Annotated in this window: 18 protein-coding genes; 14 read left to right on the forward strand and 4 right to left on the reverse strand. The window is 51.9% G+C overall.

Annotated features, from left to right (window positions below; translation table 11 throughout):
* Positions 1-31 precede the first annotated feature (31 nt).
* The gene (locus EHT25_RS19290; RefSeq protein WP_229311655.1) at positions 32-1,249 is read left to right on the forward strand and encodes a chorismate-binding protein; all 1,218 of its coding nucleotides are present in this window, start codon (positions 32-34) and stop codon (positions 1,247-1,249) included.
* 76 nt (positions 1,250-1,325) lie between these two features.
* On the opposite strand, the gene EHT25_RS32725 is transcribed toward EHT25_RS19290, so the two are convergent.
* Together EHT25_RS32725 and EHT25_RS19295 are read right to left on the reverse strand one after the other, a co-directional pair.
* Positions 1,326-1,472, reverse strand: coding sequence for a hypothetical protein (locus tag EHT25_RS32725; protein ID WP_185731416.1), 147 nt, complete (start codon positions 1,470-1,472; stop codon positions 1,326-1,328).
* Between the two features lie 24 nt (positions 1,473-1,496).
* Positions 1,497-1,712 (reverse strand): hypothetical protein, encoded by a 216-nt coding sequence (locus EHT25_RS19295; protein WP_124876755.1) that lies wholly within the window; start codon positions 1,710-1,712, stop codon positions 1,497-1,499.
* Between the two features lie 151 nt (positions 1,713-1,863).
* On the opposite strand from EHT25_RS19295, the gene EHT25_RS19300 reads away from it, so the two are divergent.
* From EHT25_RS19300 to EHT25_RS19340, 9 genes are all read left to right on the forward strand, one after another.
* Entirely contained in the window at positions 1,864-4,110 is a 2,247-nt protein-coding gene (locus EHT25_RS19300; protein WP_185731417.1) for a tetratricopeptide repeat-containing sensor histidine kinase, read from the forward strand.
* Between the two features lie 10 nt (positions 4,111-4,120).
* Positions 4,121-4,750, forward strand: a complete 630-nt coding sequence (locus EHT25_RS19305; protein WP_124876757.1) for a response regulator — start codon at positions 4,121-4,123, stop codon at positions 4,748-4,750.
* 40 nt (positions 4,751-4,790) lie between these two features.
* On the forward strand, positions 4,791-5,750 hold the full coding sequence (locus EHT25_RS19310; RefSeq protein WP_124876758.1) for an amidohydrolase family protein: 960 nt from the start codon (positions 4,791-4,793) through the stop codon (positions 5,748-5,750).
* A gap of 51 nt (positions 5,751-5,801) precedes the next feature.
* Positions 5,802-7,955, forward strand: coding sequence for a PVC-type heme-binding CxxCH protein (locus EHT25_RS19315; protein ID WP_229311657.1), 2,154 nt, complete (start codon positions 5,802-5,804; stop codon positions 7,953-7,955).
* Between the two features lie 21 nt (positions 7,956-7,976).
* Positions 7,977-8,345, forward strand: a complete 369-nt coding sequence (locus tag EHT25_RS19320) for a high-potential iron-sulfur protein (protein ID WP_124876759.1) — start codon at positions 7,977-7,979, stop codon at positions 8,343-8,345.
* Positions 8,346-8,665: 320 nt separating this feature from the next.
* Positions 8,666-9,214, forward strand: coding sequence for a Riean_0653 family protein (locus EHT25_RS19325; RefSeq protein WP_124876760.1), 549 nt, complete (start codon positions 8,666-8,668; stop codon positions 9,212-9,214).
* 36 nt (positions 9,215-9,250) lie between these two features.
* Positions 9,251-9,988: a porin family protein gene (locus tag EHT25_RS19330; RefSeq protein ID WP_124876761.1), complete on the forward strand. Its 738-nt coding sequence runs from the start codon at positions 9,251-9,253 to the stop codon at positions 9,986-9,988.
* A gap of 66 nt (positions 9,989-10,054) precedes the next feature.
* Positions 10,055-10,579, forward strand: coding sequence for a hypothetical protein (locus tag EHT25_RS19335; protein ID WP_124876762.1), 525 nt, complete (start codon positions 10,055-10,057; stop codon positions 10,577-10,579).
* Positions 10,580-11,530, forward strand: coding sequence for a DUF2279 domain-containing protein (locus EHT25_RS19340; RefSeq protein ID WP_124876763.1), 951 nt, complete (start codon positions 10,580-10,582; stop codon positions 11,528-11,530). It begins immediately after the preceding gene.
* An 11-nt stretch (positions 11,531-11,541) separates the two neighbouring features.
* Here EHT25_RS19340 and EHT25_RS19345 read toward each other — a convergent pair whose 3' ends face one another.
* Both EHT25_RS19345 and EHT25_RS19350 read right to left on the reverse strand, forming a co-directional pair.
* Positions 11,542-12,936, reverse strand: a complete 1,395-nt coding sequence (locus EHT25_RS19345; protein WP_124876764.1) for an efflux transporter outer membrane subunit — start codon at positions 12,934-12,936, stop codon at positions 11,542-11,544.
* 292 nt (positions 12,937-13,228) lie between these two features.
* Entirely contained in the window at positions 13,229-17,878 is a 4,650-nt protein-coding gene (locus EHT25_RS19350) for a translocation/assembly module TamB domain-containing protein (protein ID WP_124876765.1), read from the reverse strand.
* A 148-nt stretch (positions 17,879-18,026) separates the two neighbouring features.
* Between EHT25_RS19350 and tsaD the strand changes: the two genes are divergently transcribed.
* From tsaD to EHT25_RS19370, 4 genes are all read left to right on the forward strand, one after another.
* Positions 18,027-19,022 carry a tRNA (adenosine(37)-N6)-threonylcarbamoyltransferase complex transferase subunit TsaD gene (gene tsaD, locus EHT25_RS19355; protein ID WP_124876766.1) on the forward strand — a complete coding sequence of 332 codons (996 nt, stop codon included), beginning with the start codon at positions 18,027-18,029 and terminating at the stop codon, positions 19,020-19,022.
* Between the two features lie 43 nt (positions 19,023-19,065).
* A complete protein-coding gene (locus EHT25_RS19360; protein WP_124876767.1) occupies positions 19,066-19,902 on the forward strand; it encodes an MOSC domain-containing protein in 837 nt (278 codons plus the stop codon).
* Positions 19,903-19,948: 46 nt separating this feature from the next.
* A complete protein-coding gene (locus EHT25_RS19365) occupies positions 19,949-20,803 on the forward strand; it encodes a hypothetical protein (protein ID WP_124876768.1) in 855 nt (284 codons plus the stop codon).
* Between the two features lie 103 nt (positions 20,804-20,906).
* Positions 20,907-22,664 carry a phospho-sugar mutase gene (locus EHT25_RS19370; RefSeq protein WP_124876769.1) on the forward strand — a complete coding sequence of 586 codons (1,758 nt, stop codon included), beginning with the start codon at positions 20,907-20,909 and terminating at the stop codon, positions 22,662-22,664.
* The last annotated feature ends 141 nt before the right edge of the window (positions 22,665-22,805 follow it).

Genomic DNA, 22,805 nt, shown 5'->3' on the forward strand with positions numbered 1-22,805 from the left:
TTCTATTTAGATAATGCAATTTTCAACACACTTGTCATCAACTGTACAAACGCAGCAAACCAGTTATTCCGTTTGGCAGGCTGCCGTTCAGGCGGGGTATCCCGCAGCCATCTGGCGTTTGCCAAACCGGACCGATCGGGAATTAATTATTGATGCATCCGGGCACGTGTCAACTGTGGCAATGGATTTGGAAGAGTTGCCGATGGGGTTCGCCGTTAGTCCATTTCTCAATCCGGAAGCGGAAAATACCTTCTTTTTAAAAGCCGATTTCTACTGGCGGTTCGACGAAAACGGCACCATTCTGGCCACCGAAAATAAAATGTCCGACGGCCATCCGGCATTTGATGCGCTGTTCGGAAAAGACCGGGCGGTACCTAAAATTGAGACGGTTCCGGATGTCCGGATTGTGGAGCCGGGGGATAACCAGCAGTTGTGGTTTGAGAAATCCGTGAGCCGGGCTATTCGCCAGATCGAACGCGGAACGTTTCGCAAGGTGGTGCTGGCTCGGACAAAAGCCATCCGGTTTGAGGAGCAGCCTGATATTCCGACGTTATTCAACCGCCTGTGCAGTGCTTATCCCAATGCATTTGTCTCCGCGGTTTATCTGCCTGATCTCAATCAGGTCTGGATTGGTGCTACGCCCGAGCGGCTGGTGAGCGTTGATGCCGACGGAATTTTTCGTACCGTTGCCCTGGCTGGAACACAACCCGCCTTCGACACCGAAGGGCGGACCAAACGGACGATGGATGCGCCCTGGACGCAGAAAGAAATTGAAGAACAGGCGTTGGTAGGTCGTTACATCATCGGATGTTTCAAGAAAATTCGGGTGCGCGAATACCTGGAAGAAGGCCCCAAAACCGTAATTGCGGGCAACCTGATGCACCTGCGCTCCGACTATTCGGTGGATACCCAGGCGCTTAATTTTCCACAACTAGGCACCGTTATGTTGCGGCTCTTGCACCCAACGTCGGCGGTTTGCGGTATGCCCCGCGAAACCGCTCAGGAGTTTATTCTGGAAAACGAACCGCAGGCGCGCGAGCTCTACAGCGGTTTTCTCGGTCCGGTAAACATTTTCCGCTCCGGTGGCCCCGAAACGCATTTGTTCGTCAATTTGCGCTGCATGAAACTGGAAGGGCAGGAGGGAACGCTTTACGCCGGAGCCGGTTTGACCGCAGACTCCGTTCCCGCCAAAGAATGGCGGGAAACCGAACTGAAATGTGATACTCTTTTGTCGTTATTAACGAAATAACCAATTCGTAATAAATAAGGCACAATGAACAGGCTGACGCTCATGATTCATTGTGCCTTATTTATTGTTCATTCATTTACCGCTCTCCTTCCGCCGGAGCATTGGGTGCCAGATGTTCTTCCGTATCCCGGTTTCCCTGCGCACTGCTGGCCGACGACTGCGTATCGCTGTCGGGAGCGGTTTCTTCCGATTCCAGATCGGGTTTTTCTTCATCCGGTTTCATCTGATTTCGGGTTTATGGTGAAGGTTAAACGTCATCCTCTTCGTCTTCTTCATCGATATCTTCGTCATCATCGTCGGTGATGGTGAGTTCTTCTTCATCATATTCTTCATCATCTTCCTCCTCAGGACCGGAAGACAGCGCTGCGGAACCACCGTAACCGCTGTTGGTCAGATTGGTAGGGTATTTAGCATCCGCAGAAAGCTCGGCGCCGGGTGCGATTGGGCTGTTTGAAAGTGCCATTATGATACAGTTTACATGGAAATATCACTAAAACCCGACGCACGAAAGAAGGTTTGAAAGATTTTTGACCAATGATAGAATGGGAATGGTTCTTTTGATCAGGTACCGTTTCTTTTCTTTATATTTGCCTGGATATGAATTGATTACCGGCATGTTTCGAACGGGATTACTGTTTCTTGGGATATTTCTGTTTTTTGCGAAAACCGCCTTTTCTCAAACCGATGGAGACCCGGAAAACCGGGCCGAGTGGGAGCGGCTGAAAAAACAGTCGATCACGGAAACTACGTTTCGGGCCGCTTGCGATCTGATGCAGGCCACTGGCCGGACCAACATCAACCGCAGTTACGACATGCTGGCCGAGTATGTGCCACTGGTTCGGAAAACCGGAAACCGGGCATGGGTTCACATCCTGCTGATGGGTTGGGCGCGGGCCAGGTCGTCGATGATTTTTTCGAAAGAAGCCGAATCGCTCTACCGCCAGGCGCGCGAAAATGCAGGAAACCACACCCGGTTTTACCGGGAAGCCATTGTCGGCACGGTTTTGATGTACGGCGAGTGGGGAAAGATGGATTCCCTCACAAAATACCTGGAAATCGGTGAAAAAGAGAGCCTGAAAGCCCACGACAACGAAAGTCTGTCGTTTATCTATACGTTCGGGGGGATGACTCAATTGAGTGACACCGCCAGACTGCGGAAATCGTTTCAGCGAGCGATGGAAGTTGCCAAAGACGTTCCGAATAAAAACGCTCTTTTTACAGCAAAGTATAATTTCGCTGTTCATTATTACCGGAATAATCCGCAAAAACAGGTCGCGGAATTTGAAGCCTTGCTGGAACTGGCGAAAGATTCCAGCCTGAACAAATATCCCCGAAAACTCTACGAACGAACCGCCTTTACCTTCCGAAATGCCGGTCCGAGCGTATATTATCAATTGATGCAGATCAATCTGCTGCTGACTGATTACGAAAACGCCTGGAAATTTGCCGAACTGTTTTATAATGCAACCGTTAAACCCAACCCAATGGGAATTCAGGCGGCTTATTTTAATTCGGAAATCGCGATTGTAAAAATCTATCAGAACGATCTGCCCGCTGCCCGTACGTACTTAACAATGAGTAGAAACTTATTTAAAGTGCCGGAAATGGAGATTCCCTATTACGGTTATTTTCTGGCGGCCGGTTTTTTGGCGGAGAAAACCGGAAACTATAAAAAAGCCCTTACGTACTATGAAGTGATCCGAAAAATGGGCGGAACCGGCGTCGGTTTAAACCTGCTTCCTTCAGACATATACTACGCACACACCCTGATTTTGACTAACCAGCTGGCAAAAGCCGGGCAGGTATTTGACGAATTTCGTCCGAAATTAAAAAATGTGGAATACACGGCGACTGGCTTTTATTTTTATAAATATTACGCCGACTATTTAAAAACCAAAGGCGATTATCTGGGGTATGGTATCGCACAGGAGCGGTTTTCTACCATCAGGGATTCCCTGACGAATTTAAATAAATACCGGGCTATTCAGGAGATTCTGGCGAAAGTACGAATTCGGGATAAAGAGCAGCAGATTGCGCGGTTGAACGAAGAAAGTCTCGCCCGTGACCGTGACATCCGGCGCGAACGGATCTTCTATTCGGTTGCTTTTGGACTGGCGGCCTTAACCATTGTATTCCTGATTTTATACCTGCGAAACCGCCAGATTCGCAGCCGGCAAAAGGAAGAATTGCAGCAGCGAATGTTGGAGCAGATTGAAAAACAGCGCCACATTGAATTGATGGAAGGAATCATGCAGGCTGAAGAAAACGAGCGCCATAAAATTGCGGATCAGCTGCACGATGAGGTCAATACGATGCTGGCGCTGGCGTCGCTCAACATTTCATCGACGCTCGAGAACGGCATTCGCGATAATCGGACGGAACAGAAACTCCATAAAACCCAGGAGGTGCTGACGTCCGTTTCCTCCACCATCCGCGGAATAAGCCACCGGTTGACACCTTTAACCATCGAGCGATCCGGTTTTCGAAAAGCGATTGAAGAACTGGCCGAAACGGTTAATCTGACCGGAAAGATCGAGCTGGAAACCATCGTTTTCGGCTTTGAGGACAACACAAAATATGCGGTTTCTTATCTGAATGATCTGTACCGGATTGTGCAGGAGCTGGTGCATAACATTCTGAAACACGCGCAGGCAACCGATGCGCTCGTGGAAGTAATTGAACATGAACAAACTATCTCGATTGTGGTGGAAGATAACGGCGTCGGAATTCCGGATGATTCGATTAACAACGGGAAAGGATTGAGTGGAATGAAAGCGAAGGTTGCGTATCTTAACGGGCAAATCGAAATAAAACGGAAATCGGACAACGGAACGCTGGTTGTGATCGAAATTCCTACTTAATCATACGATTATGGCTTTACGCCTGCTGATTGCGGACGACCATCCGTTGCTGGTCGACGGGTTGATTTCGGTGCTGGAAGAAATCGAAGATGTGCTGGTGTTGGAACCGGTCAGCAATGGTCGGCAGTTGATCGACCGCTTGCGAAAGCTGGTCGTCGATGTGATTCTCCTGGACTTGAACATGCCGCATCTGGACGGTATTGCCTCGCTGAAAATTATTAAAACCGAGTTTTTTCATGTCAAAGTGATTGTGTTTACCAGCTACGATCAGCCCAAATTAATCCGGGAAATAAAAACGTTAGGCGCCGAAGGTTATTTGCTGAAAACGAGTAATTCCACAACGCTGAAAAAGGCGATTGCCACGGTGGCGGCCGGGAAAACCTGGTTTCCGGAAACCGCTGTTGAATCGCCGGAACCGGAAATACCGGCGGATGATTTTATTAAAAAATACCAGATTACGAAGCGGGAAGTTGAAATTATCCGGATGATTGCCGAAGGTCTGACGACCAAACAAATCGGCGACCGGTTGTTCGTCAGTGAATTTACCATCAATTCGCACCGCCGGAATATCTGCCGCAAACTCAACATTTACACACCCGTCGGCCTGCTCAATTTTGCCAAAGAGCAGGGCCTGGTGTGAATCCGGAATACTAACCGTCCTAATTCGTATTTTATTGATTATGAAAGTATTGCCATCGGTTTCGCGTCGTGGATTTATAACCCGCTCCGGTATTTTTCTGGCCGGAACAGCGATGAACCTGAAACTACCCGGTTTGAGCGAGCCGCTAGCCGAACCCATCATCGACATCCACCAGCATACCGACTACATGGGCCGGACCCACGATCAGTTGATGGCGCACCAGCGGGCGATGGGAGTGACCACCACAATTTTGCTTCCGGCGGGCACCCCGGCGTTTGGGCTTTCGACGCACAAAGGGCAATCGAACGGGCTTCAGGCGAAATGCAGCGGCAACGAAACCTGCTACAACCTGGTGAAGCAGTATCCCCAAGAATTGCTTTTTGCGGCCAATGAAGTGCCTGATTTACCGGACGCTACGCTGGAAATTGAAAAGTACCTGAAGCTGGGTGCGCTCCTGATTGGAGAGTCCAAGTTCGGGGTTACGTGCGACTCGCCGGACATGCAGCGTATTTACGAATTGGCTCAGTCTTATCGGGTTCCGGTTTTGATGCACTGGCAGCACGGAATGTATAATTATGATTTTGACCGGTTTCATACGATGCTGGAAAAATACCCGAACGTGAATTTTATCGGACACGCGCAAACGTTTTGGGCCAACATCGACAAAGCCCATCAGGACCAGACGGTTTTGTATCCGAAAACCAAAGTGACGCCCGGCGGCATAACGGATCGGCTGTTGAGCGATTACCCGAATATGTACGCGGATATGTCGGCAGGTTCGGGACTGAATGCGCTGCTGCGCGACGAAGAACACACCCGGGGCTTTCTGGACCGTCACCAGAATAAAATTCTGTATGGCAGTGATTGCCTGGATGCGGCTGGCCACGGCCCCGAATGCCAGGGTTCGCAGACCATCGCGGCCATTCGCCGACTGGCCCCTTCCAAACGCATTGAGCGTAAGATTCTCTATGAAAATGCAAAAAAATTATTCAGATTGTAGTCCGTTTCGTGCACTTTCCCGAAAACCGGTTTTCCTATATCCCCGTTAAAAATGAACGAATGCTCCCCGAATCGGCTGTTGTCGATGGCCTGTCTGCTGAGTCTGATCCTCTGTTTTTCCTGTTCAACCAAGCGGTATGCCGATCCGCTGTCGCCCGAAGAATCGTTGAAGACGTTTCAGCTTCGGGAGGGTTTCAAGGCGGAGATTTTTGCGGCCGAACCCGTCATTGCGGACCCGGTCGATCTGGCATTCGACGAGCAGGGCAGGGCTTTTGTGGTTGAAATGGGGGATTATCCGGGCAAACCGGAAGCGGGGAAAGGCAAAGGGAAAATCCGGATGCTGGAAGATACCAACCGCGATGGCCGGATGGATCGTTCAGTTGTTTTTGCCGATGCTATTCCGGACGCTACCAGCGTTTTGCCCTGGGAAGGCGGGTTGATTGTGGCGGCTGCCCCCGACATTCTATTTTTAAAAGACACCACCGGCGACAATCGGGCCGACATCCGGGAAGTGCTCTTTACCGGTTTTTTTGCGAACAATTCCGAAGCGCAGATCACGAGTCTGCGCTATGGCATCGATAACTGGATTTACGCCAACAACAACGGCCAGGAAGGCCAGATTCGGTTTAACCGCAAGCCCAATGCGCCCGCTTTGACCGTCAACGGCGGTGATTTCCGGTTTCGGCTGGACCGCGGCTTGTTCGAAGTGGAGTCAGGCTCCGGCCAGTTTGGGCTGGCGATCGACGACTGGGGGCATCGGTTCTTTACCCAGAATACCCTGCACATTCAGCAGGCGCCGGTTGCCGGTCGGTACCTTCGCCGGAATCCCCATTTTCATCGTCCCAAATCGTCCGTCAATATTTCGGATCATGACCTGGAGATGTTTCAGGAAACCCCGCCCCCGTATTGGCGCAAGGAGCGCACGGAACGTCGGCAGAAGCAATACGCAGAGGCTAAACTGGACCGAAAAGAATACGCGGAGGATCATTTTACCGGTTCTTCCGGTGGCCATTTTTACGACGGAGATGCCTTTCCGTCGGCCTATTACGGATCGGTTTTTACGGGCGATGTGGCCGGTAACCTCGTTCACCGCGATGTATTGATTCCTTCAACTGACAGCCCGGTTTTCGTAGCCAAACGGGCGGAGGGCGAAACCGAACACGAGTTTCTGGCGTCGACCGACCCTTGGTTTCGGCCCGATCATCTGACCACCGGCCCCGACGGTGCGCTGTACGTGGTTGATCTATACCGGCAGCACATTGAAACGCCGGTTTCGATTCCCGACGATCTGAAAGCCGACATGGATTTTCTGAACGGAAACGATAAGGGACGGATTTACCGCATTCTCCCAGCCGATTCGAAAAACCGCCCGGCCGCTTCGCCCAATCTGCGCAATCGGAAATCGGCGGAACTGGTGGAATTGCTGGGGCATCCGAACCGCTGGTGGCGGTTGCAGGCGCAGCGGTTGCTGCTCGAACGGCAGGATCGATCGGTGATTTCGCAGCTGTCAAAAATGGTGAGTGAGCATAAGGACCCGCGTGTCCGGCTGCACGCGTTGTATACGCTGGAAGGACTGAATGCCCTCAACAGCGGTTTGGTGCGGCTGGCGTTGCAGGATGCGCAACCCGGCGTTCGTGAACACGGATTGATCCTGGCCGAGCGGTTTCCCGATTTGTTGCCCCAACTGCTGAAAATGACCGGCGATTCGTCCAGTCAGGTGGCATTGCAGGCTAGTTTGAGCATCGGCCAATTTACCACTCCGGTCGTGGTTTCGACATTGGCGGAAGTCATTCAGAAACACAGCGAAAACAACTGGTTCCGAACCGCCGTGCTGAGTTCGCCGGCGGGTTCGTCACCCGAATTACTGCGTTTACTCGTCAACCAGAAAACGATTTTGAGCGATACGACTTCCGGGAAAATGGCGTTTCTGAACGATTTTTCAAAGGTGATTGGCCGTCGGAACCGGCCCGCAGAGGTAAGCCGTTTGCTGAGTTTATTGACGAGTCCGGTCCAACAGAAAGAGAGCTGGCAGGTTGCCGGTTTAACCGGTTTGGCCGAAGGATTTGCCCAAGCCGAAGTCAAAAAGGGTCCCGATTCGGAAGTAACCCAATCGATTCAGAACCTGGAGCAAGCCACGCAATCGGAAGCGGTGAAAAAAGCCATTCAGGCCGTGCGGGAAGCGCTGGCAAAACCCAGTACCATCTGATCAAAAGATTCTTCGTTGCGTATGACTTTTCTAAAATCCCGCCGGTTTTTCCTGCAACGCATTTCCTCCGTTGGCCTGTTTCTAGGAAGTGGAAGTGTGTTTTTCCTGAGCTGTGATTCAAAACCAGCCCAAACCGCTCAGACCGGTGAGCCGAAAAAACCGGTGACTAATCCCTGCGAAGACTATTCCGAAGTCAGTGAAGGCGATCTGAAAAAACGGAAGGAATTAGGCTACGTAACCAAATCACCCATTCCGGAAAAAACGTGTAACTCCTGCAACCTTTGGTTGCCGCCCGCGCCAGCCAAAGAATGTGGCGGCTGTATGTTGTTCAAAGGCCCGGTTTATGCCAACGCTCACTGCACGTATTGGGCTCCGCAGGTCAAAAGCTGAGGAAATACGTCACAAACTTCCCGGTTTCCCGTTTCGATGAATCGGGTCAATAACTCGCCGAAAATTGCGCTGCTTCGGTGAAAAACCGCCTTTCCGTTTCGTAATATAGTTAGAAGTAGGTATTTCAGGCTGGGGAACCCTGCGGTAATTTGGGGGAAAATTCCTGACCAAAATACCCATGAAATACATACGTTCTCCGCTGCCAAAACCGGGAAGCAAACGGTTGATTTGAAGGCAGCGAAAAAAATAACGACAATCCCACTGACAAGTTCCGACCGGTTTTGATAAAGAGGTAAATCAAACTTTAACCTCTGAAACGAATGAAAACGGTTGCCTTATTCTCAAGAAGTGGATTGTTATTTCTACTGGTAGTTGCTCTGCATGGATTGCAAAGCTGTAAAAATCAGGATGTTGAACCTGAGTTTCATCTGTCGGCAACCGTGGGTGGAAAAGCCTGGCGGGCCAATGTCAATAACAGCCAGAATACCACGGTCGGGGCCGCTAAAGTGAACAATTACGTGGTGATTATCGGGCAGCAGAAAACCGATAAAACCGCAACACTGGTGGTGATCTTCCCGAAAAATGTCGCCCTGAATCAGTCCGTCAAATTTACCGAATCGCAGCCCAGTACGCTGGCGTATACACCCGACGATGTTAACGCCTACTCGATGGAACCTTCGCGGGGCGGTTCCGGGACCTACACGGTTACCCGGTATGACGAACAAAGTCAGCTTGTGGAAGGGACATTTTCCGGCGAAGCAATCAATGTGAATACTGGTGCGAAACTGAAAATTACCGACGGTCGGTTCCGGTCCCGGTTGTTCGACGTTCAGCCAACCACCACACCGGCACCCAACACCAAGCGTTAACCCGATTTGACAATAGCGCATAAAACCAGAACAACGATGAAAAATCTGCTTCTAATGGGTCTGGGATGGCTGCTGTCTGCTGGCCTGGCCGACGCTCAAGTGCCTGAAAATATGGATTATGGCGTAACGATTGGGCTTGGTGCCACGATGCAGAACGAAGCGGGGCCGAAAACCGACGGTGTTCACTACAACCCCGGTCTGGGCCTTCGGGCGGGCGGTTTTGTCCGGTATCATTTCAACGACGCCTGGGCGCTGCAAACCGGGCTGGAGTTTGCAGGCCTAAATGCATCGGTGAAGTTCAATGGCGACAAAACCAGAACTTCGCTCTTTTCGCTGGTGGTACCGATTCAGGCGGTCTACACACTTCCGGTAACCGAACGGCGCTGGATGGTGAGCGCCGGACCGGCTTTTCGCATCAACGCTTCGGGCAAGGTCAAAGGTGACTTTGGTTCCACCAAGATGGAGTTCGGTAAAGATAAGGGCAACCGCCGGTTGGTTCCGGGCTTGCAAATGGGCGTGCGCTACCAGCCCAACTTTAACCTTCGGAGTGTATTCTCGCGGAAAAAAAGCCTGACGGCTTCCCTGAATCCATTCCAGTCGGCCGGTGGGGGCGATGACGTGGTGCTGGGCGTTGACGGAACGGTGCTGGAATGGGATTACGTCAACAAGCAGTACAAGAAAAAATACAAGGACGGCTGGTGGGAAATTATGCTCCGGATTGCCTGGAATTTTGCCACCAACCAGCGCGGGCCCAATCCGCAGTATAAATATTAAGACGAGTGATGGTATTGAAAAAGAGTGCGATATAACTAGTTGAAAACAACTTGAATTTTCCTGACGATGAAAAAAGCATTTCTGCTCGCCCTACTTGGCACCCTGGGTAGGCTGTCTGCCCCAGCGCAATCGATCAAATTTCCGGGCGACTGGAAGGCCGATGTAGGCCTGATGGTTGCCAAACCGGTCTGGGCGTTTGGTACCACCCACTCCGTTGGGTTTGGCGTTGATGCCAGCCTGACCCGGCCACTCTCCGAGGTGAAAAATCTTTATGTGGGCGGTCGGGTGTATTTTGCCCATTACATGGCACAGAAAGAGACGGCCTTTATTTTCGCAACCGGCGATCCGGCTAATCTGATCGGGATTCTGGGCGATGCGCACTACATTTATCAGGACAAGTTTGTGTTTGGCGCGAATCTGGGGCTGGGCCTCCGGTTTCCGGCCTATTTTGGTACGGCGGGATTGGCGCGTGCGGGTTACATTGGCTACCAGTTACCCGTAAATAACCGGATGCTAACCCTGGCGGTTTGCCTGAGCCGAACCACCCTGGCCACGCACGTTTTTGCGCTACGGGGCAGTATTAGTCTGTAAATGAGACGCTTTGCTTCGTTTTGTTGCTTCGCGGTCTGTCTGTTCCTGTCCGCCCGGTTGTACGGTCAGGAACCCTTTTCAACGGATTCGACTCCGGCGCTGAAAAAGCCCGAAACCGTCTACAGTGCTCTGGCTTTGCACGGCGTTGCGGCCACCGGCTCGTTGCTGTCCTTAAACCGCTCCTGGTACGCTGAGTATCCCCGGCAGTCGTTTCGTTTTACGAATGACTGGAACGATTGGAACAAAATGGATAAACTGGGGCACCTGTGGACGGCTTATTCACTGACCCGGTTGTCGTCCGCAACCTGGCACTGGGGTGGGCTGAGTCGGGAAAAGGCCGACGTGGCCGGAGCAATTTCGGCCCTGGGCTACCAGAGTCTGATCGAGGTCGCCGACGGTTTTTCGTCGCACTGGGGATTTAGCTGGAGTGATTTTGCGGCTAATATGGTGGGTATCAATCTGTATCTCTCGCAACAACTGCTCTGGAAGAACCAGCGTATTCAGGTAAAAGTAATGGCCTACAAACCGTATCCTTACGGTAGTGAGCTTTCGGCGCGGGCTGAGGAGCTTTTCGGAAACAGACGAATCGACCGGCTTTTAAACGATTACAACATTCAGACCTACTGGTTAAGTACCAGTCTGAATACTTTATTTCCCGAAAACCGCCTGCCTCCCTGGCTGGGCATTTCCGTGGGCTATGGTTCCCGGCTGATGTTGGGCCGAACGGTCAACCAATGGGTGGGCGGCACGGGCCACGAAATTGATCGGTCGGACATTGGCCGATACCGCCGGTTTTTTCTCTCACCGGACATCGACCTGACCCGAATAAAAACAAAAAACCGCCTTTTACGGTCGGTTTTTCTGTTTTTGAATACCTTTAAAATGCCCGCTCCCGCCCTGGAAATTTCATCCAATGGCAAAATTCAGTGGCATTTTCTGCTCCTGAACTGACGGGTAGCGAATTAGAAACTGCCTCCCAGCGCCTTCAGCAACGCGACGGTGTATGACGCCCGCTGGCTCTGAAGCAACACCAACTGGCGTTCGGAATCGAGAACGGTGCGTTGTGAATCCAGCACTTCCAGAAACGTCGTCAGGCCTTTGGTGTAAAGCTCGCGGTTGAGTTTTTCAGTGTAACGGGCCGATTCGAGGGCCAGATTCTGGGCGTCGATCTGCGAACGCATGCTTTGGAGATTATCAAGTGCGGTTTCCGCTTCGCGCTGGGCGTTTAACATCCGCTGCTGATACGACGCATCGGCGGTTCGGACCTGTTGCCGGGCCAAAACGATGTTCTGCTGATTCCGCTTTCCTTCAAAAATTGGTACGCTGGCGTTGATTCCGAGCAGGTACGTCATACTGGCCGGAAAGAAGAGATGGCCAATCTGACCGGTCAACGTTCCACCCGCGCCGACGAGGTTGATGCGCGGGTACAAAGCCGCCCGATTGACCTGAACCTGGACACTGGCAGCCTGGGTTTGCTGTTCGGCCTGCAACAAATCCGGCCGATGGCGGAGTTGATCGGCAGAAATGGCCGAGAAAGGTAATTCCGGAAAACCGGTTCCCAGACGTCCCGTTGAAAGGCTGAAATTGGCGGGGTTTTGCCCGCAGAGCCCCGCCAAACCGTTGACCAGTTCGGTACGACCGCGTTCCAGTCCCAACAGCTGAACCCGGACATTCGCAATATCGGTTTCGGCCCGTTTGGCGTCAATTTCGTTGGTTAAACCGGCCTGAAACCGGGCGCGGATGATCGAGATGGTCGAATCGCGCAGGCTGATGTTTCGGCGGATAACCGCCTGTTCGCTGTCGTTGGCCCGGATGAGATAATACAGACGGGCGACTTCCGAAGCGACAATCAACTGCGTAATCTGAACGTCCGATTCCGTGATTTGCCGTTGTAAATCCGTCACCCGAACGGTATTCCGGATGCGTTTGAACAAATCGACTTCGTAACTGGCGTCGATGGGTAGAATCTGGAGCGTATTTAGCTGTATGCGCGGGAGTCGTTCACTGGTGACCGGAACGGCAACCGGACGGTATTCCGACAAACTTTGGGTGTTGAAATTCAGGCTGCTCCGAATCGACGGTGACAGGTATGACTCGGCCACCCGAACCCGGATCCGGGCTTCTTCGACCCGGCTGACGGCCACCCGGACGTCGGGGTTGCTGGTTAATCCCAGATCGATCAGCGAATCCAGCGTTGGATCGCGAAAAACCGCCCAGCCGCTGCGAACCGAATTGGGTTGATCAGCCGAAACCGACCCGATCGATGCGCTACTTCCCGCAGAAGCCGCCGATTGAGCCAGTGAAGCTGTACTGCAAAGCGCTACGAATGATAAGCAATATAAAACCGATTTTCTCATACTTTTTGTTTTGTCTCCGAACCCTGTCCGGCATCTGGACGCGAATTGTTCGGACAATGGCCGTCACCTGCGACGACCCCAACGGGCTATTAAGTCAAGAATCTTACACGGACCAGAATTGAATTAATCGAAGAAGAGATGGTGGATACGGAATCGATTCAACAACAGCTGGCTACTTTAAAAAGGTTTCTGTAACCTTAGAGATTTATGTTAATTCTTATAAAAGCCAAATAATCTATTGTTCTACCGTATCGCCGGTTTACCGCGTGGCTCCGGTTAGTCCACGGATACGTTATAACTGAAAATCGTCTTTTTCCTGAAGGGAGGACGTTTCCGAAACCGGGACAGGAACGGTATTGGCGGGTCGTTCGATGGGGGTGGGCTGTGGCCGAATACCGGGTCGGGGAGGCTCGGGAGCAGGCCCGAACAACCGGTTGAACGAACGTGTGTACTGAATACTCATGCCACCGCCGGTTGTCAGCGTTCCGTACGTCGTGGCGTTGATGGTTCCGAGCTGGTTCTGATTCCGGTTATACATTTTCAACCGCAATTGCCCGTCGGGCGACAACCAATATTCCAGCGTCCATTCGCCCAGCAGACTGGCGACACTGGTTTGATTCTGGCCGTACGTAAAACCGCCGTCCCGGCTGATCCGGAAGCGATCGTTGAACCGGTACGAAAGCCGAACCTGGAGGTTGTTGACCAGATTCTGATCCAGGCCATTGAGCGAAACCCCCACATCCAGATTTTTGTCGAGCGTGGAAGCCAGACGGCTGATCTGGTTCGAAAGCAGCTCGCTCAGGCTGTTGGTTAGTCCGGAACCAACCACGCTGTTGCCCGCGGAGGAGGCCGGATCGATCAGACCGAGTCCTTCGCCGGGTGCCAGCTGGCTGAATAACAGGATGCTGCTGACCTGACGCCCCAATTCCTGATCATTGCTTTTCAAGCGCGACTCAAAAGCCGCTACAGCCTGGCGAAAATCCGGTTGCTGCGGGTATTCTTTTACTTTTAGATCGTACGAAATATCAGGGGCCAGCAGTCGACCATTCAGGTTGATTAATAAATCGACCGGATACCGGCGCGTACGATCCGGGTTGTTGGAAGAATTGGACGAATAATACTGCAGGATCGGGGCAAGCGAGGCATATTGCGTATAGGCGGTTTTGACATCGACCATTGCTTCATACGGGTCGCCGGTCCATGTGATTCGGCTGTTGGGCAACATCTGAAACCGCTTGTTGATCACGTTCTCAAACGTAAACGTGTATTCGCCCTGCTGAATTTCGTACGCGCCGGTCATCGTAAAATCGCCTTTCGTATCAATTTTCATGGCAAGCTGCCCCGTTCCGTACGCCTTGATGATGTCACCCGTCTGACGGTCCAACTGAATCTCGCAATACGCATCGGGGGTGATGGACAGGTTGAAATCCATCCGGATTCCCGACAGATCGACCACCGGTTCATTCGCCTGAGCCACACTGTCGCGGTGGGCCGGGCTGACGTTGATGAACCGGATGACTTCTTCCTTCGAAACCGTCGCGGCCTGATCGAGCGGAATAAATATTTTGGTTCCCCGGTTGCTGGTGACGTTGGCGCGGATGTTCAGGTTGTCGAAAGGGCCGTCGATGCTTGCCCGGCCGCTGGCCACGGCAGTACCGTAAAACTGGTCGTTGTCCTTGAGCGTGGTATTGAGAATTTTGAAATTCTTCATGTCCACAACGTTCAGGTCCACCGTGAAATACTTGAAACCATCGTGATACACCCCCCCGTTTAAGGTGGCACGTCCGCCGTTGAGATCGGTCAAAACCATGTTTTTGGCAACGATTTCGTTCGAACCAAAATAGACCTTATCCGAAAAACCAATATCCGCTTTGAGGTAATCGAGGGTCAGTCGGCCATTGGCAACGTCGACGGTGCCACCCAAAACCGGATTACCGGCTTTCCCTTTTATCGTTACCACTCCCGTAGCCGTTCCGCCAATGTTGGACGCGATGTCTTTGACGAACGGTTCCAGAATCCGGAGATCCGTGCCTTCGAGTACGGCCTTCAGGTCCAGCGGATTTGCCGCCGATTCGCCGGGCGTATAAATACCGGTAATGGCCAGCACCTCCCGGTCGAGTCGCCGGATGCGGGTGTCTAAATTGATCCGGTTCGATTGGTCGAGCGTACTCCGGTTGACGACGTTTCCGATCAGGAAATCATTGTATTTCAGCGAGTCGATCGTCATTGACCCATCCAGCAGAGGCAAACCGTATAGCCCGCGAATGGCCACTTTCCCGTTGGCAACGCCCGAAATCCTGGTTTTAAAAACCGGATTGAGCGTCGCCAGTAAGAAGTTTTTGGTTTCCACATTCAGCGTTTGCAGGGAATCCCGCGAAGCCCGTCCGCCGAGCGAGATGAGTTGATTCTGGTTGGAAACCGTTAGGTTTCGAACGGTAATTTCCGGCCCGACAATCCGGATCAGGTTTTCCGGCGAAACCGTCCAGACGCTGTCGAGCAACCGGAATTTCGATCGTTCGAGCTCAATGTCGATGGCGTCACCCTTGAAAGTCAGCGAACCGTTCAAATCGGCCCGGTTGGTGCTTTTTTGCTGGTGCAGACTGGTCGTAAAATCGATGTGGTTTACGTCCCAGGACGCTTCGGCCTGGAGATTTTCGGTAGCCGCCAGCGAACCAAATTGTTGCTGGGCCGAATTGATGATCAGCGAGGCCAGAACGTCCGGTGAATTGATAAACTTGGACGTATTCAGATCGACCGTACTTTTGAAGAAATTGTACGTATCAAATTTCAGCGTATCGATTGAGCCGTTCAACGTCAGCAACGACGACTGATCGACCCCAAACCGCCCCTCCAGTCTGGTGTTGGGCGATACGTAAAGCGATGGATAAACGAGTGCAAGGAGGGGCTGCGAATTTTTTAGTAAGAACGAATAATCAATGTTGTAGGGCGTAACCGAAACCGGTTTTCGAAGTTTTTCCTGGTAGTAAGCGGCCATACCGGCCGCATTTCCGGCAAAATTCAGGCGGTATTCCTTCGCAATGCGGTTCAGATCGTCGGCGACGTGGGTCAACTGGAAATTACCTTTCAGATTGGCATCGAGGTAATCCGAATTGACCGAAATCGATCGTTCATTATTGGCCACCGACGACGCCATGAATAAAGTATCCAGCACCAGATTGCGTTTCCCGTACGTGACGAACGTGTTCAGCAGTCGGGCATTCCCGACCAGTTCGTTGACGGTATTTCCAACCAGTTGGACGTCCAGATCGCTGCGAACAATCAGGCTGTCGTCCAGCAGATTCGTTGCCAGCATATCCGCCCGCTGAACCGTCCCGCGTACATCGAACAGGTTTTTGGCCCCGCGCAAATCAAATTCGCCGTTCAAATTGAACGTCAGGTTCGTGTCCTGCACACTGACCTGCCCCCGGAAAAAGGACTTCTGCAGGTTTCCCTGAACGGCCAGGTTGCGGTATTTGTAATTCCGATAACCGACGCGCGAAAACCGGGCATTCAGGTCGAGCGAACCATCTTTAATGGTCAGTCCCCGGCCGGCAAATTTTCCTTCGCCATCAATGCGCTGAAGGTCGGGCTGGTCGGTGAGCGCACCAACATTGACATCCATCAGCTTCAGATTTCCGCTGTAGGTAGTCGCCTGATCGCCGTTCAAATGCAGCGCCATATCACCCGAAACCTTGCCTACAGCGGTTTTGAACGTGCCAACGGTTTTAAAATCGATAAACCGTCCGGCATAGGTGGCCGCAAAATCAAGGGTGCCCAGTTTCGCGGTGATGCGGTCGAAATCGTGGTCGGAATAATACGGTTTTAGGTCAGCCAGATTGACCTGCGAAGGCTTGAACCGAAAATCGACGATCGTATTTTCGTCACTGTCCGGCAATCCCTTAAACGCCAGATCGCCCACCAGTCGGCTCCGGTGATTTTGGCCAAACCGGATGTCGGCATTGGTAACCTTAAAATTTTTGATACGGCCCACGTAATCGCCCGAGGCTCGGGCGATGTCGAAGTTATCGTTGAAATAGGAAGTAAATGGTGCCAGATCCTGCGCCCGAACGGTGGCATTTCGCAGGTTGGCCCGCATGATCACCTCGTCGTTAAACTCGTTAAAAGCCGAAAAACTATCGTACGAGAACACCAGTTTGTTGCGAACTGTCGATCCGTTGATGCGGGCAAAAAGGCTGTCGAGCCGCATTTCTTTGGCGCAGTAAAGAAACTTGGTGTCGAGCCGGTGAATCCGGAGGTTACTCTGTTTTTCGAAGCCTTTCAGCCGTCCGATGTTCACCGCAATGGTATCCCCCAGTAGCAGAAAACTATTGATGTTGGCACTTAGCCCGGTGACCCGGAAGTGGTTGTAATCGAAAAGCCGTTTCCCCATTTTCGATTTGCGCATGTCATTGTAGGTGAATGCGCCGTCGACCAGCGTGGCTTTGCCGATCGTAAACGGGATGTTCTGGTTGGCAACGGATGGTTTGGTCGTATCACGGGTCATTTCGTTGATCCGTTCCAGAAAATCGTCGATGTTCAGATTACCGGTTTTGGCATCTTTTACCAGAGAGACCCGCGGTTGGTAGAGCAGCACTTCATCGAGGTGAATATCCGTAGCCGAATTGTTGATCAGGTTTTCGAGTGCCAGCGTCACTTCCAGCCGGTCGACGCTGATCATCGGTTTCAGGTCGCGGTTTCGAATCGTGACTTCTTCCAGCGTCAGCGAATTTACCCAGACGTTGGGAAACGAAAAATTAATAGTGATGTGCTGAATGTCGACCGGGAACAGTAGTTTTTCCGACACCCGTTTGGCCGCGTAACGCACTACCTCCGTTTGAACGGCCGGTATTTGCAGACTAACCCCCACGATTCCGACCACCAGCAATACGACCAACACGGTGTAAAGCAGGGTTTTAAGAAGTATGGTGAAGAATGAACGCATTTATTGTTCAATGAACAATGAACAATGCAAAATGAACAATGCGTGTCCGTTCTGACGGCTGATTTCAGGACAAATCAATCGAACCGGAAGGATATTCATTATTCATTGTTCATTATTCATTACTTTCGATATTGATTACTTTTGAAAAATGACAATTCTGGCAATTGAATCTTCCTGCGACGAGACGTCGGCTGCTGTATCTGTTAACGGAAAAATACAATCTAATGTTGTAGCGACCCAGCTAATCCACGAACAGTACGGTGGTGTTGTTCCTGAACTGGCTTCGCGGGTGCATCAGCAACGGATTGTACCCGTCGTCGATCGGGCCTTGTCTGAAGCAAACATACAAAAAAACGCGGTAAATGCCGTTGCTTTTACGCGCGGTCCCGGGTTGTTAGGATCACTTTTAGTGGGCACATCGTTTGCCAAAGCGTTCGCGCTGGCACTGGACATTCCGCTCATCGAAGTTCACCACATGCAGGCCCATGTGCTGGCTCATTTCATTGATGAACAACATTCTCCCCGGTTTCCGTTCCTGTGCCTGACGGTTAGCGGAGGGCACACCCAGATCGTGCAGGTGCGGGATTATCTCGACATGGAAATCATCGGGCAAACCCAGGACGATGCCGTGGGCGAAGCCTTCGACAAAACTGCTAAGCTGCTCAATTTACCTTATCCGGGCGGGCCGCTCATCGATCGGTATGCCCAACAGGGCAACCCGCTGGCCTTCCCGTTTCCGACGGTCGACATGCCGGGCCTGGATTTTTCGTTCAGTGGAATCAAAACCGCTTTTCTCTACTTCCTTCAAAAGCAGGTCAAGGCGAATCCGGATTTTATCGCGCAAAATCTGCCGGATATTTGCGCCAGCATCCAGCAAACGCTGATTAAAATTCTGCTGACCAAATTGCGGAAAGCCGCCCGTCAGACCGGTATTCGTGAAATCGCTTTGGCCGGGGGTGTTTCAGCCAATTCTGGTCTGCGGTCCACATTGACTACGATGGGACAGGAGGAAGGCTGGAACGTCTACATTCCAAAGTTTGAATATTGTACGGATAATGCCGCGATGATTGCGATGGCGGCCCATTTCAAGTATTTGAAAGGGGAATTTACCTCGCAGGACGTCAGTCCGCTGCCCCGTTGGTAAAACGGTTTAAAAACCGTCGGAGACGATTGCTTACCTTTGCCCCATGAATGCACCCGTTTTAAAGGAAATCCGGATTTACCCCATCAAATCGCTGGGTGGAATTTCGTTGTCCGAAGCCGAAGTTGAACTGAAAGGATTTCGCTACGACCGGCGCTGGATGCTGGTGAAACCCGACGGCGTATTTTTGACCCAGCGCGAAAATACCGTAATGGCGTTGGTCGAGGTCGAACTGACCGACCGGCACTTGCGGGTCTATCACCGCCACCGGCCCGAAGATGGGCTGGACATTCCGCTCGACCAGGCGACGGACGAGCAACTGACGGCCTACGTCTGGGACAATCAGGCCGTCGATTCGCGGGTGGTGAGTCAGGAAGCCGACGACTGGTTTAGCCGTTTGCTGGGTTTTCCGTGCCGGTTGGTTTACATGCCCGAAAATTCCCGGCGTCCGGTCGATCCGAAGTATGCCCAACCCGACGATGTGGTTAGTTTTGCCGACGGGTATCCGTATCTGGTGATCAGCACGGATTCGCTGGACGAACTGAATCGCCGGGTCGAAAAACCGCTCGAAATGATCCGGTTTCGGCCTAACCTGGTGGTGGAAGGCGTTTTGCCGCACGAGGAAGATACCTGGTACCGCTTTCAGATTGGTGAACTACGGTTTTTTGGCGTAAAGCCCTGCGCTCGTTGTGTACTGACCACCATTGACCCGCAGACCGGTACGAAAGGAAAGGAACCGCTCAAAACGCTGGCGACCTACCGGCGGCTGGATAACAAAATTTTATTTGGTCAGAACGTCCTGGCCGAACACCCGGGCAAACTGCGCGTTGGCGATCCGGTGCGGGTGCTGGAACGACGCCCCGCCCGACTCCCGTTTTCTTAAATTCTATGTTTTGTTCGGCTTTTCGTAGTGGAGCAAAAACCGCCTTATGAAGTTCATTGACTCGATCAGACACCTCCTGCAAAAGGCCCATTACCTCAGTCTCGATGTGGTAGCCGGAGCGGTTTTTTCCCATATTATGGTCGCCCGACTGCCCGATGGTCACCGGCCGGTTGGTTGGGCAACTACGGTTTTACTGGGCATCTGTGTGTTTGTGATTTACGCAGTCGACCGGCTGTATGATGCCCATAAAAGTGAGATTACCCATACGGAGATGACGATCCGGCACCGGTTTCACGCTGAAAACCGGGCGACGCTTCGGCCGGTTTTGATGGGTCTGGTGGCCGTCTGTTTCATCCTGTTATTCTGGCTTCCCAAAAGCGTTTTGATCTTTGGCACTGCACTGGCGCTGGTTTCGGGCGCGTATGTCTGGGGCGTTTCCCGGCTGGGGGTGTCCAATACGAAAATGGTTTGGAAAGAACCCGCAGTGACATTACTCTATACAGTGGGCGTCTGGGGCAGTTCGTGGGCGCAAAAGCCGACGATCGGCTGGTCCGAAATTGGACTGGGAATGTTGTTTCTTTTCATCGTTTTCCAGAATCTTCTGCTGTTTTCGGTCATGGAATCCTACGAGTTTCCAGACACCGCCTACAACCTGGCGACCATTCTGGGATTCGATCGCAGCGATGTGGTGTTACGGACGCTGACGGTGGTTGTGACGGTTTTATCGCTGGTGATCTTTTTCATGGCGGATGACCGGTTTGCCCAGCGGGCGGCCGTCATCGAAGGCATGATGAGCGCAGTTTTGTACCTGATTCAGCGGTATCCCAACCGGTTTTTGACCAACGAGCGCTTTCGTTGGATTGGCGACGGGATTTTCTGGCTGCCGGTTTTGATTCTTTGACCGTTTTATCCAACCTTTTATGGTTTTGAAACCTTTTACCAAAAGGATTTGACTACGTCATTAAGAACTGTAAATTGGCAACCGATTTTAACACTCATTCCTTATGACAACTGCAATTGATACGGCAACCCAATCTACCATCGATCATTGGCTCAACGGCAATTACGACTCCGAAACAAAAGCGGCAATTCAGAAATTACTGGACAACGGCGAAACAACCGAGCTGATCGACTCCTTCTATAAAAACCTGGAATTTGGTACGGGCGGTTTGCGGGGTGTTATCGGCGTGGGTTCCAACCGCATGAACCGCTATACCGTCGGAGCGGCCACGCAGGGCCTGGCAAATTACCTGAATGCGGCATTTCCCGATCAGCAGATTAAAGTCGCCATCGCGCACGACAGCCGTCGGATGAGCCCGGAATTTGCCCGGATTGTCGCGGATATTTTCTCGGCCAACGGCATGGAAGTGTATCTGTTCAGCTCGCTGCGCCCAACGCCCGAACTGTCCTTTGCCATTCGCCAACTGGGTTGCCAGAGCGGGATCGTCGTGACGGCTTCGCACAACCCGCCGGAATACAACGGTTACAAAGCGTACTGGAACGACGGCGGACAGGTGGTGGCGCCCCACGATAAAAATATCATTACCGAAGTCAATAAAATCACCTCCATCGACGATGTGAAGTTTGAGGGCATTCCCGAAAAAATTCACCTGATCGATGAGGAAGTCGATAGCGTTTATGTGGAGCGGATCAAATCCAACTCGATCAATCCGGATGTGATTGCGCGGCAGAAAGACCTGAACATCGTTTATACGCCGATCCACGGCACCGGTATTACGCTGGTTCCGCGCGTGCTGGAAGCGCTGGGTTTCACCAACGTGAATATTGTGGAGGAGCAGGCTAAACCGGATGGCAACTTCCCGACCGTAAAATCGCCGAATCCTGAAGAACGCGATGCCATGCAATTGGCGCTGAACAAAGCCGAAGCGATCAACGCCGATCTGATCATGGCGACCGACCCCGATGCCGACCGCGTGGGTTCGGGCGCCCGCAATCACCACGGCGAATTTGAACTCCTGAACGGCAATCAGATGGCCAGCCTGATCATCTATTATCTGTTGCAGGCCTGGAAAGACAACGGCAAGCTGACCGGCAAGGAGTTTGTCGCCAAAACCATCGTGACAACCGATCTCATTGATAAAATGTGCGCGGAATACGGCGTTTTTTGTTACAACACGCTGACCGGTTTTAAATACATTGCCCAGATTATTCGCGAACTCGAAGGCCAGCAGCAGTTTATCGGCGGGGGCGAAGAAAGTTACGGCTACCTGATTGGCGATTTCGTGCGGGATAAAGACGCCATTGCATCCTGCGCCATGATTGCCGAGCTGACGGCGTATGCCAAAGACAAAGGACTGAGCCTGTTCGATTTGCTGATGGAAATGTATCAGAAGTTTGGTTTTTACTACGAAGGACTGATTTCGCTGACCAAAAAAGGCAAAACCGGGGCCGAAGAAATCCAGCAGATGATGGCCGATTTCCGCGCCAATCCGCCGAAGCAGATTGCCGGTTCACCGGTTTTGCGGGTCGATGATTACGCCAGTCTTGAACGGACGGATTTGAAAACCGGTGAGAAAACCGCCATCGAGGCCGGGAAAATGGGCATCGAATCGTCGAACGTGTTGCAGTTCTTCACCGCCGACGGAACGAAGGTGTCGGCCCGCCCGTCAGGAACCGAACCCAAGATCAAATTCTACGTCGGTGTGAATGAGCCGCTTGGGCGCAAAGAGGATTTCGATGCGGTTTATGAACAATTGAAACAAAAAGTACAAACGGTAATGGCTGATTTAAATTTGAAGTAAATTAGCTTAATACCAGTTCATCATTGAATACAGCGAAAAAACCGGGAGGTTAGCCCGGTTTTTTTATATTCAATCTTTGAGAGATTAAGAAAAAAATAGGTGTGGTGAAAGCTTTGTACTTGATTTTTGGTCAGAAAAAAG

The sequence above is a fragment of the Larkinella rosea genome (genome assembly GCF_003858635.1).
Lineage (GTDB): Bacteria > Bacteroidota > Bacteroidia > Cytophagales > Spirosomataceae > Larkinella > Larkinella rosea.

Excerpts from the sequence above, each read along its gene's own strand:
- EHT25_RS19305 (WP_124876757.1), top strand. The coding sequence starts at position 4,121 with ATGGCTTTACGCCTGCTGATTGCGGACGACCATCCGTTGCTGGTCGAC.
- EHT25_RS19360 (WP_124876767.1), top strand. The coding sequence starts at position 19,066 with ATGAATGCACCCGTTTTAAAGGAAATCCGGATTTACCCCATCAAATCG.
- EHT25_RS19345 (WP_124876764.1), bottom strand. The coding sequence starts at position 12,936 with ATGAGAAAATCGGTTTTATATTGCTTATCATTCGTAGCGCTTTGCAGT.
- tsaD (WP_124876766.1), top strand. The coding sequence starts at position 18,027 with ATGACAATTCTGGCAATTGAATCTTCCTGCGACGAGACGTCGGCTGCT.
- EHT25_RS19310 (WP_124876758.1), top strand. The coding sequence starts at position 4,791 with ATGAAAGTATTGCCATCGGTTTCGCGTCGTGGATTTATAACCCGCTCC.
- EHT25_RS19295 (WP_124876755.1), bottom strand. The coding sequence starts at position 1,712 with ATGGCACTTTCAAACAGCCCAATCGCACCCGGCGCCGAGCTTTCTGCG.
- EHT25_RS19365 (WP_124876768.1), top strand. The coding sequence starts at position 19,949 with ATGAAGTTCATTGACTCGATCAGACACCTCCTGCAAAAGGCCCATTAC.
- EHT25_RS19320 (WP_124876759.1), top strand. The coding sequence starts at position 7,977 with ATGACTTTTCTAAAATCCCGCCGGTTTTTCCTGCAACGCATTTCCTCC.
- EHT25_RS19315 (WP_229311657.1), top strand. The coding sequence starts at position 5,802 with ATGAACGAATGCTCCCCGAATCGGCTGTTGTCGATGGCCTGTCTGCTG.
- EHT25_RS19335 (WP_124876762.1), top strand. The coding sequence starts at position 10,055 with ATGAAAAAAGCATTTCTGCTCGCCCTACTTGGCACCCTGGGTAGGCTG.
- EHT25_RS19370 (WP_124876769.1), top strand. The coding sequence starts at position 20,907 with ATGACAACTGCAATTGATACGGCAACCCAATCTACCATCGATCATTGG.
- EHT25_RS19350 (WP_124876765.1), bottom strand. The coding sequence starts at position 17,878 with ATGCGTTCATTCTTCACCATACTTCTTAAAACCCTGCTTTACACCGTG.
- EHT25_RS19330 (WP_124876761.1), top strand. The coding sequence starts at position 9,251 with ATGAAAAATCTGCTTCTAATGGGTCTGGGATGGCTGCTGTCTGCTGGC.
- EHT25_RS19300 (WP_185731417.1), top strand. The coding sequence starts at position 1,864 with ATGTTTCGAACGGGATTACTGTTTCTTGGGATATTTCTGTTTTTTGCG.
- EHT25_RS32725 (WP_185731416.1), bottom strand. The coding sequence starts at position 1,472 with ATGAAACCGGATGAAGAAAAACCCGATCTGGAATCGGAAGAAACCGCT.
- EHT25_RS19340 (WP_124876763.1), top strand. The coding sequence starts at position 10,580 with ATGAGACGCTTTGCTTCGTTTTGTTGCTTCGCGGTCTGTCTGTTCCTG.
- EHT25_RS19325 (WP_124876760.1), top strand. The coding sequence starts at position 8,666 with ATGAAAACGGTTGCCTTATTCTCAAGAAGTGGATTGTTATTTCTACTG.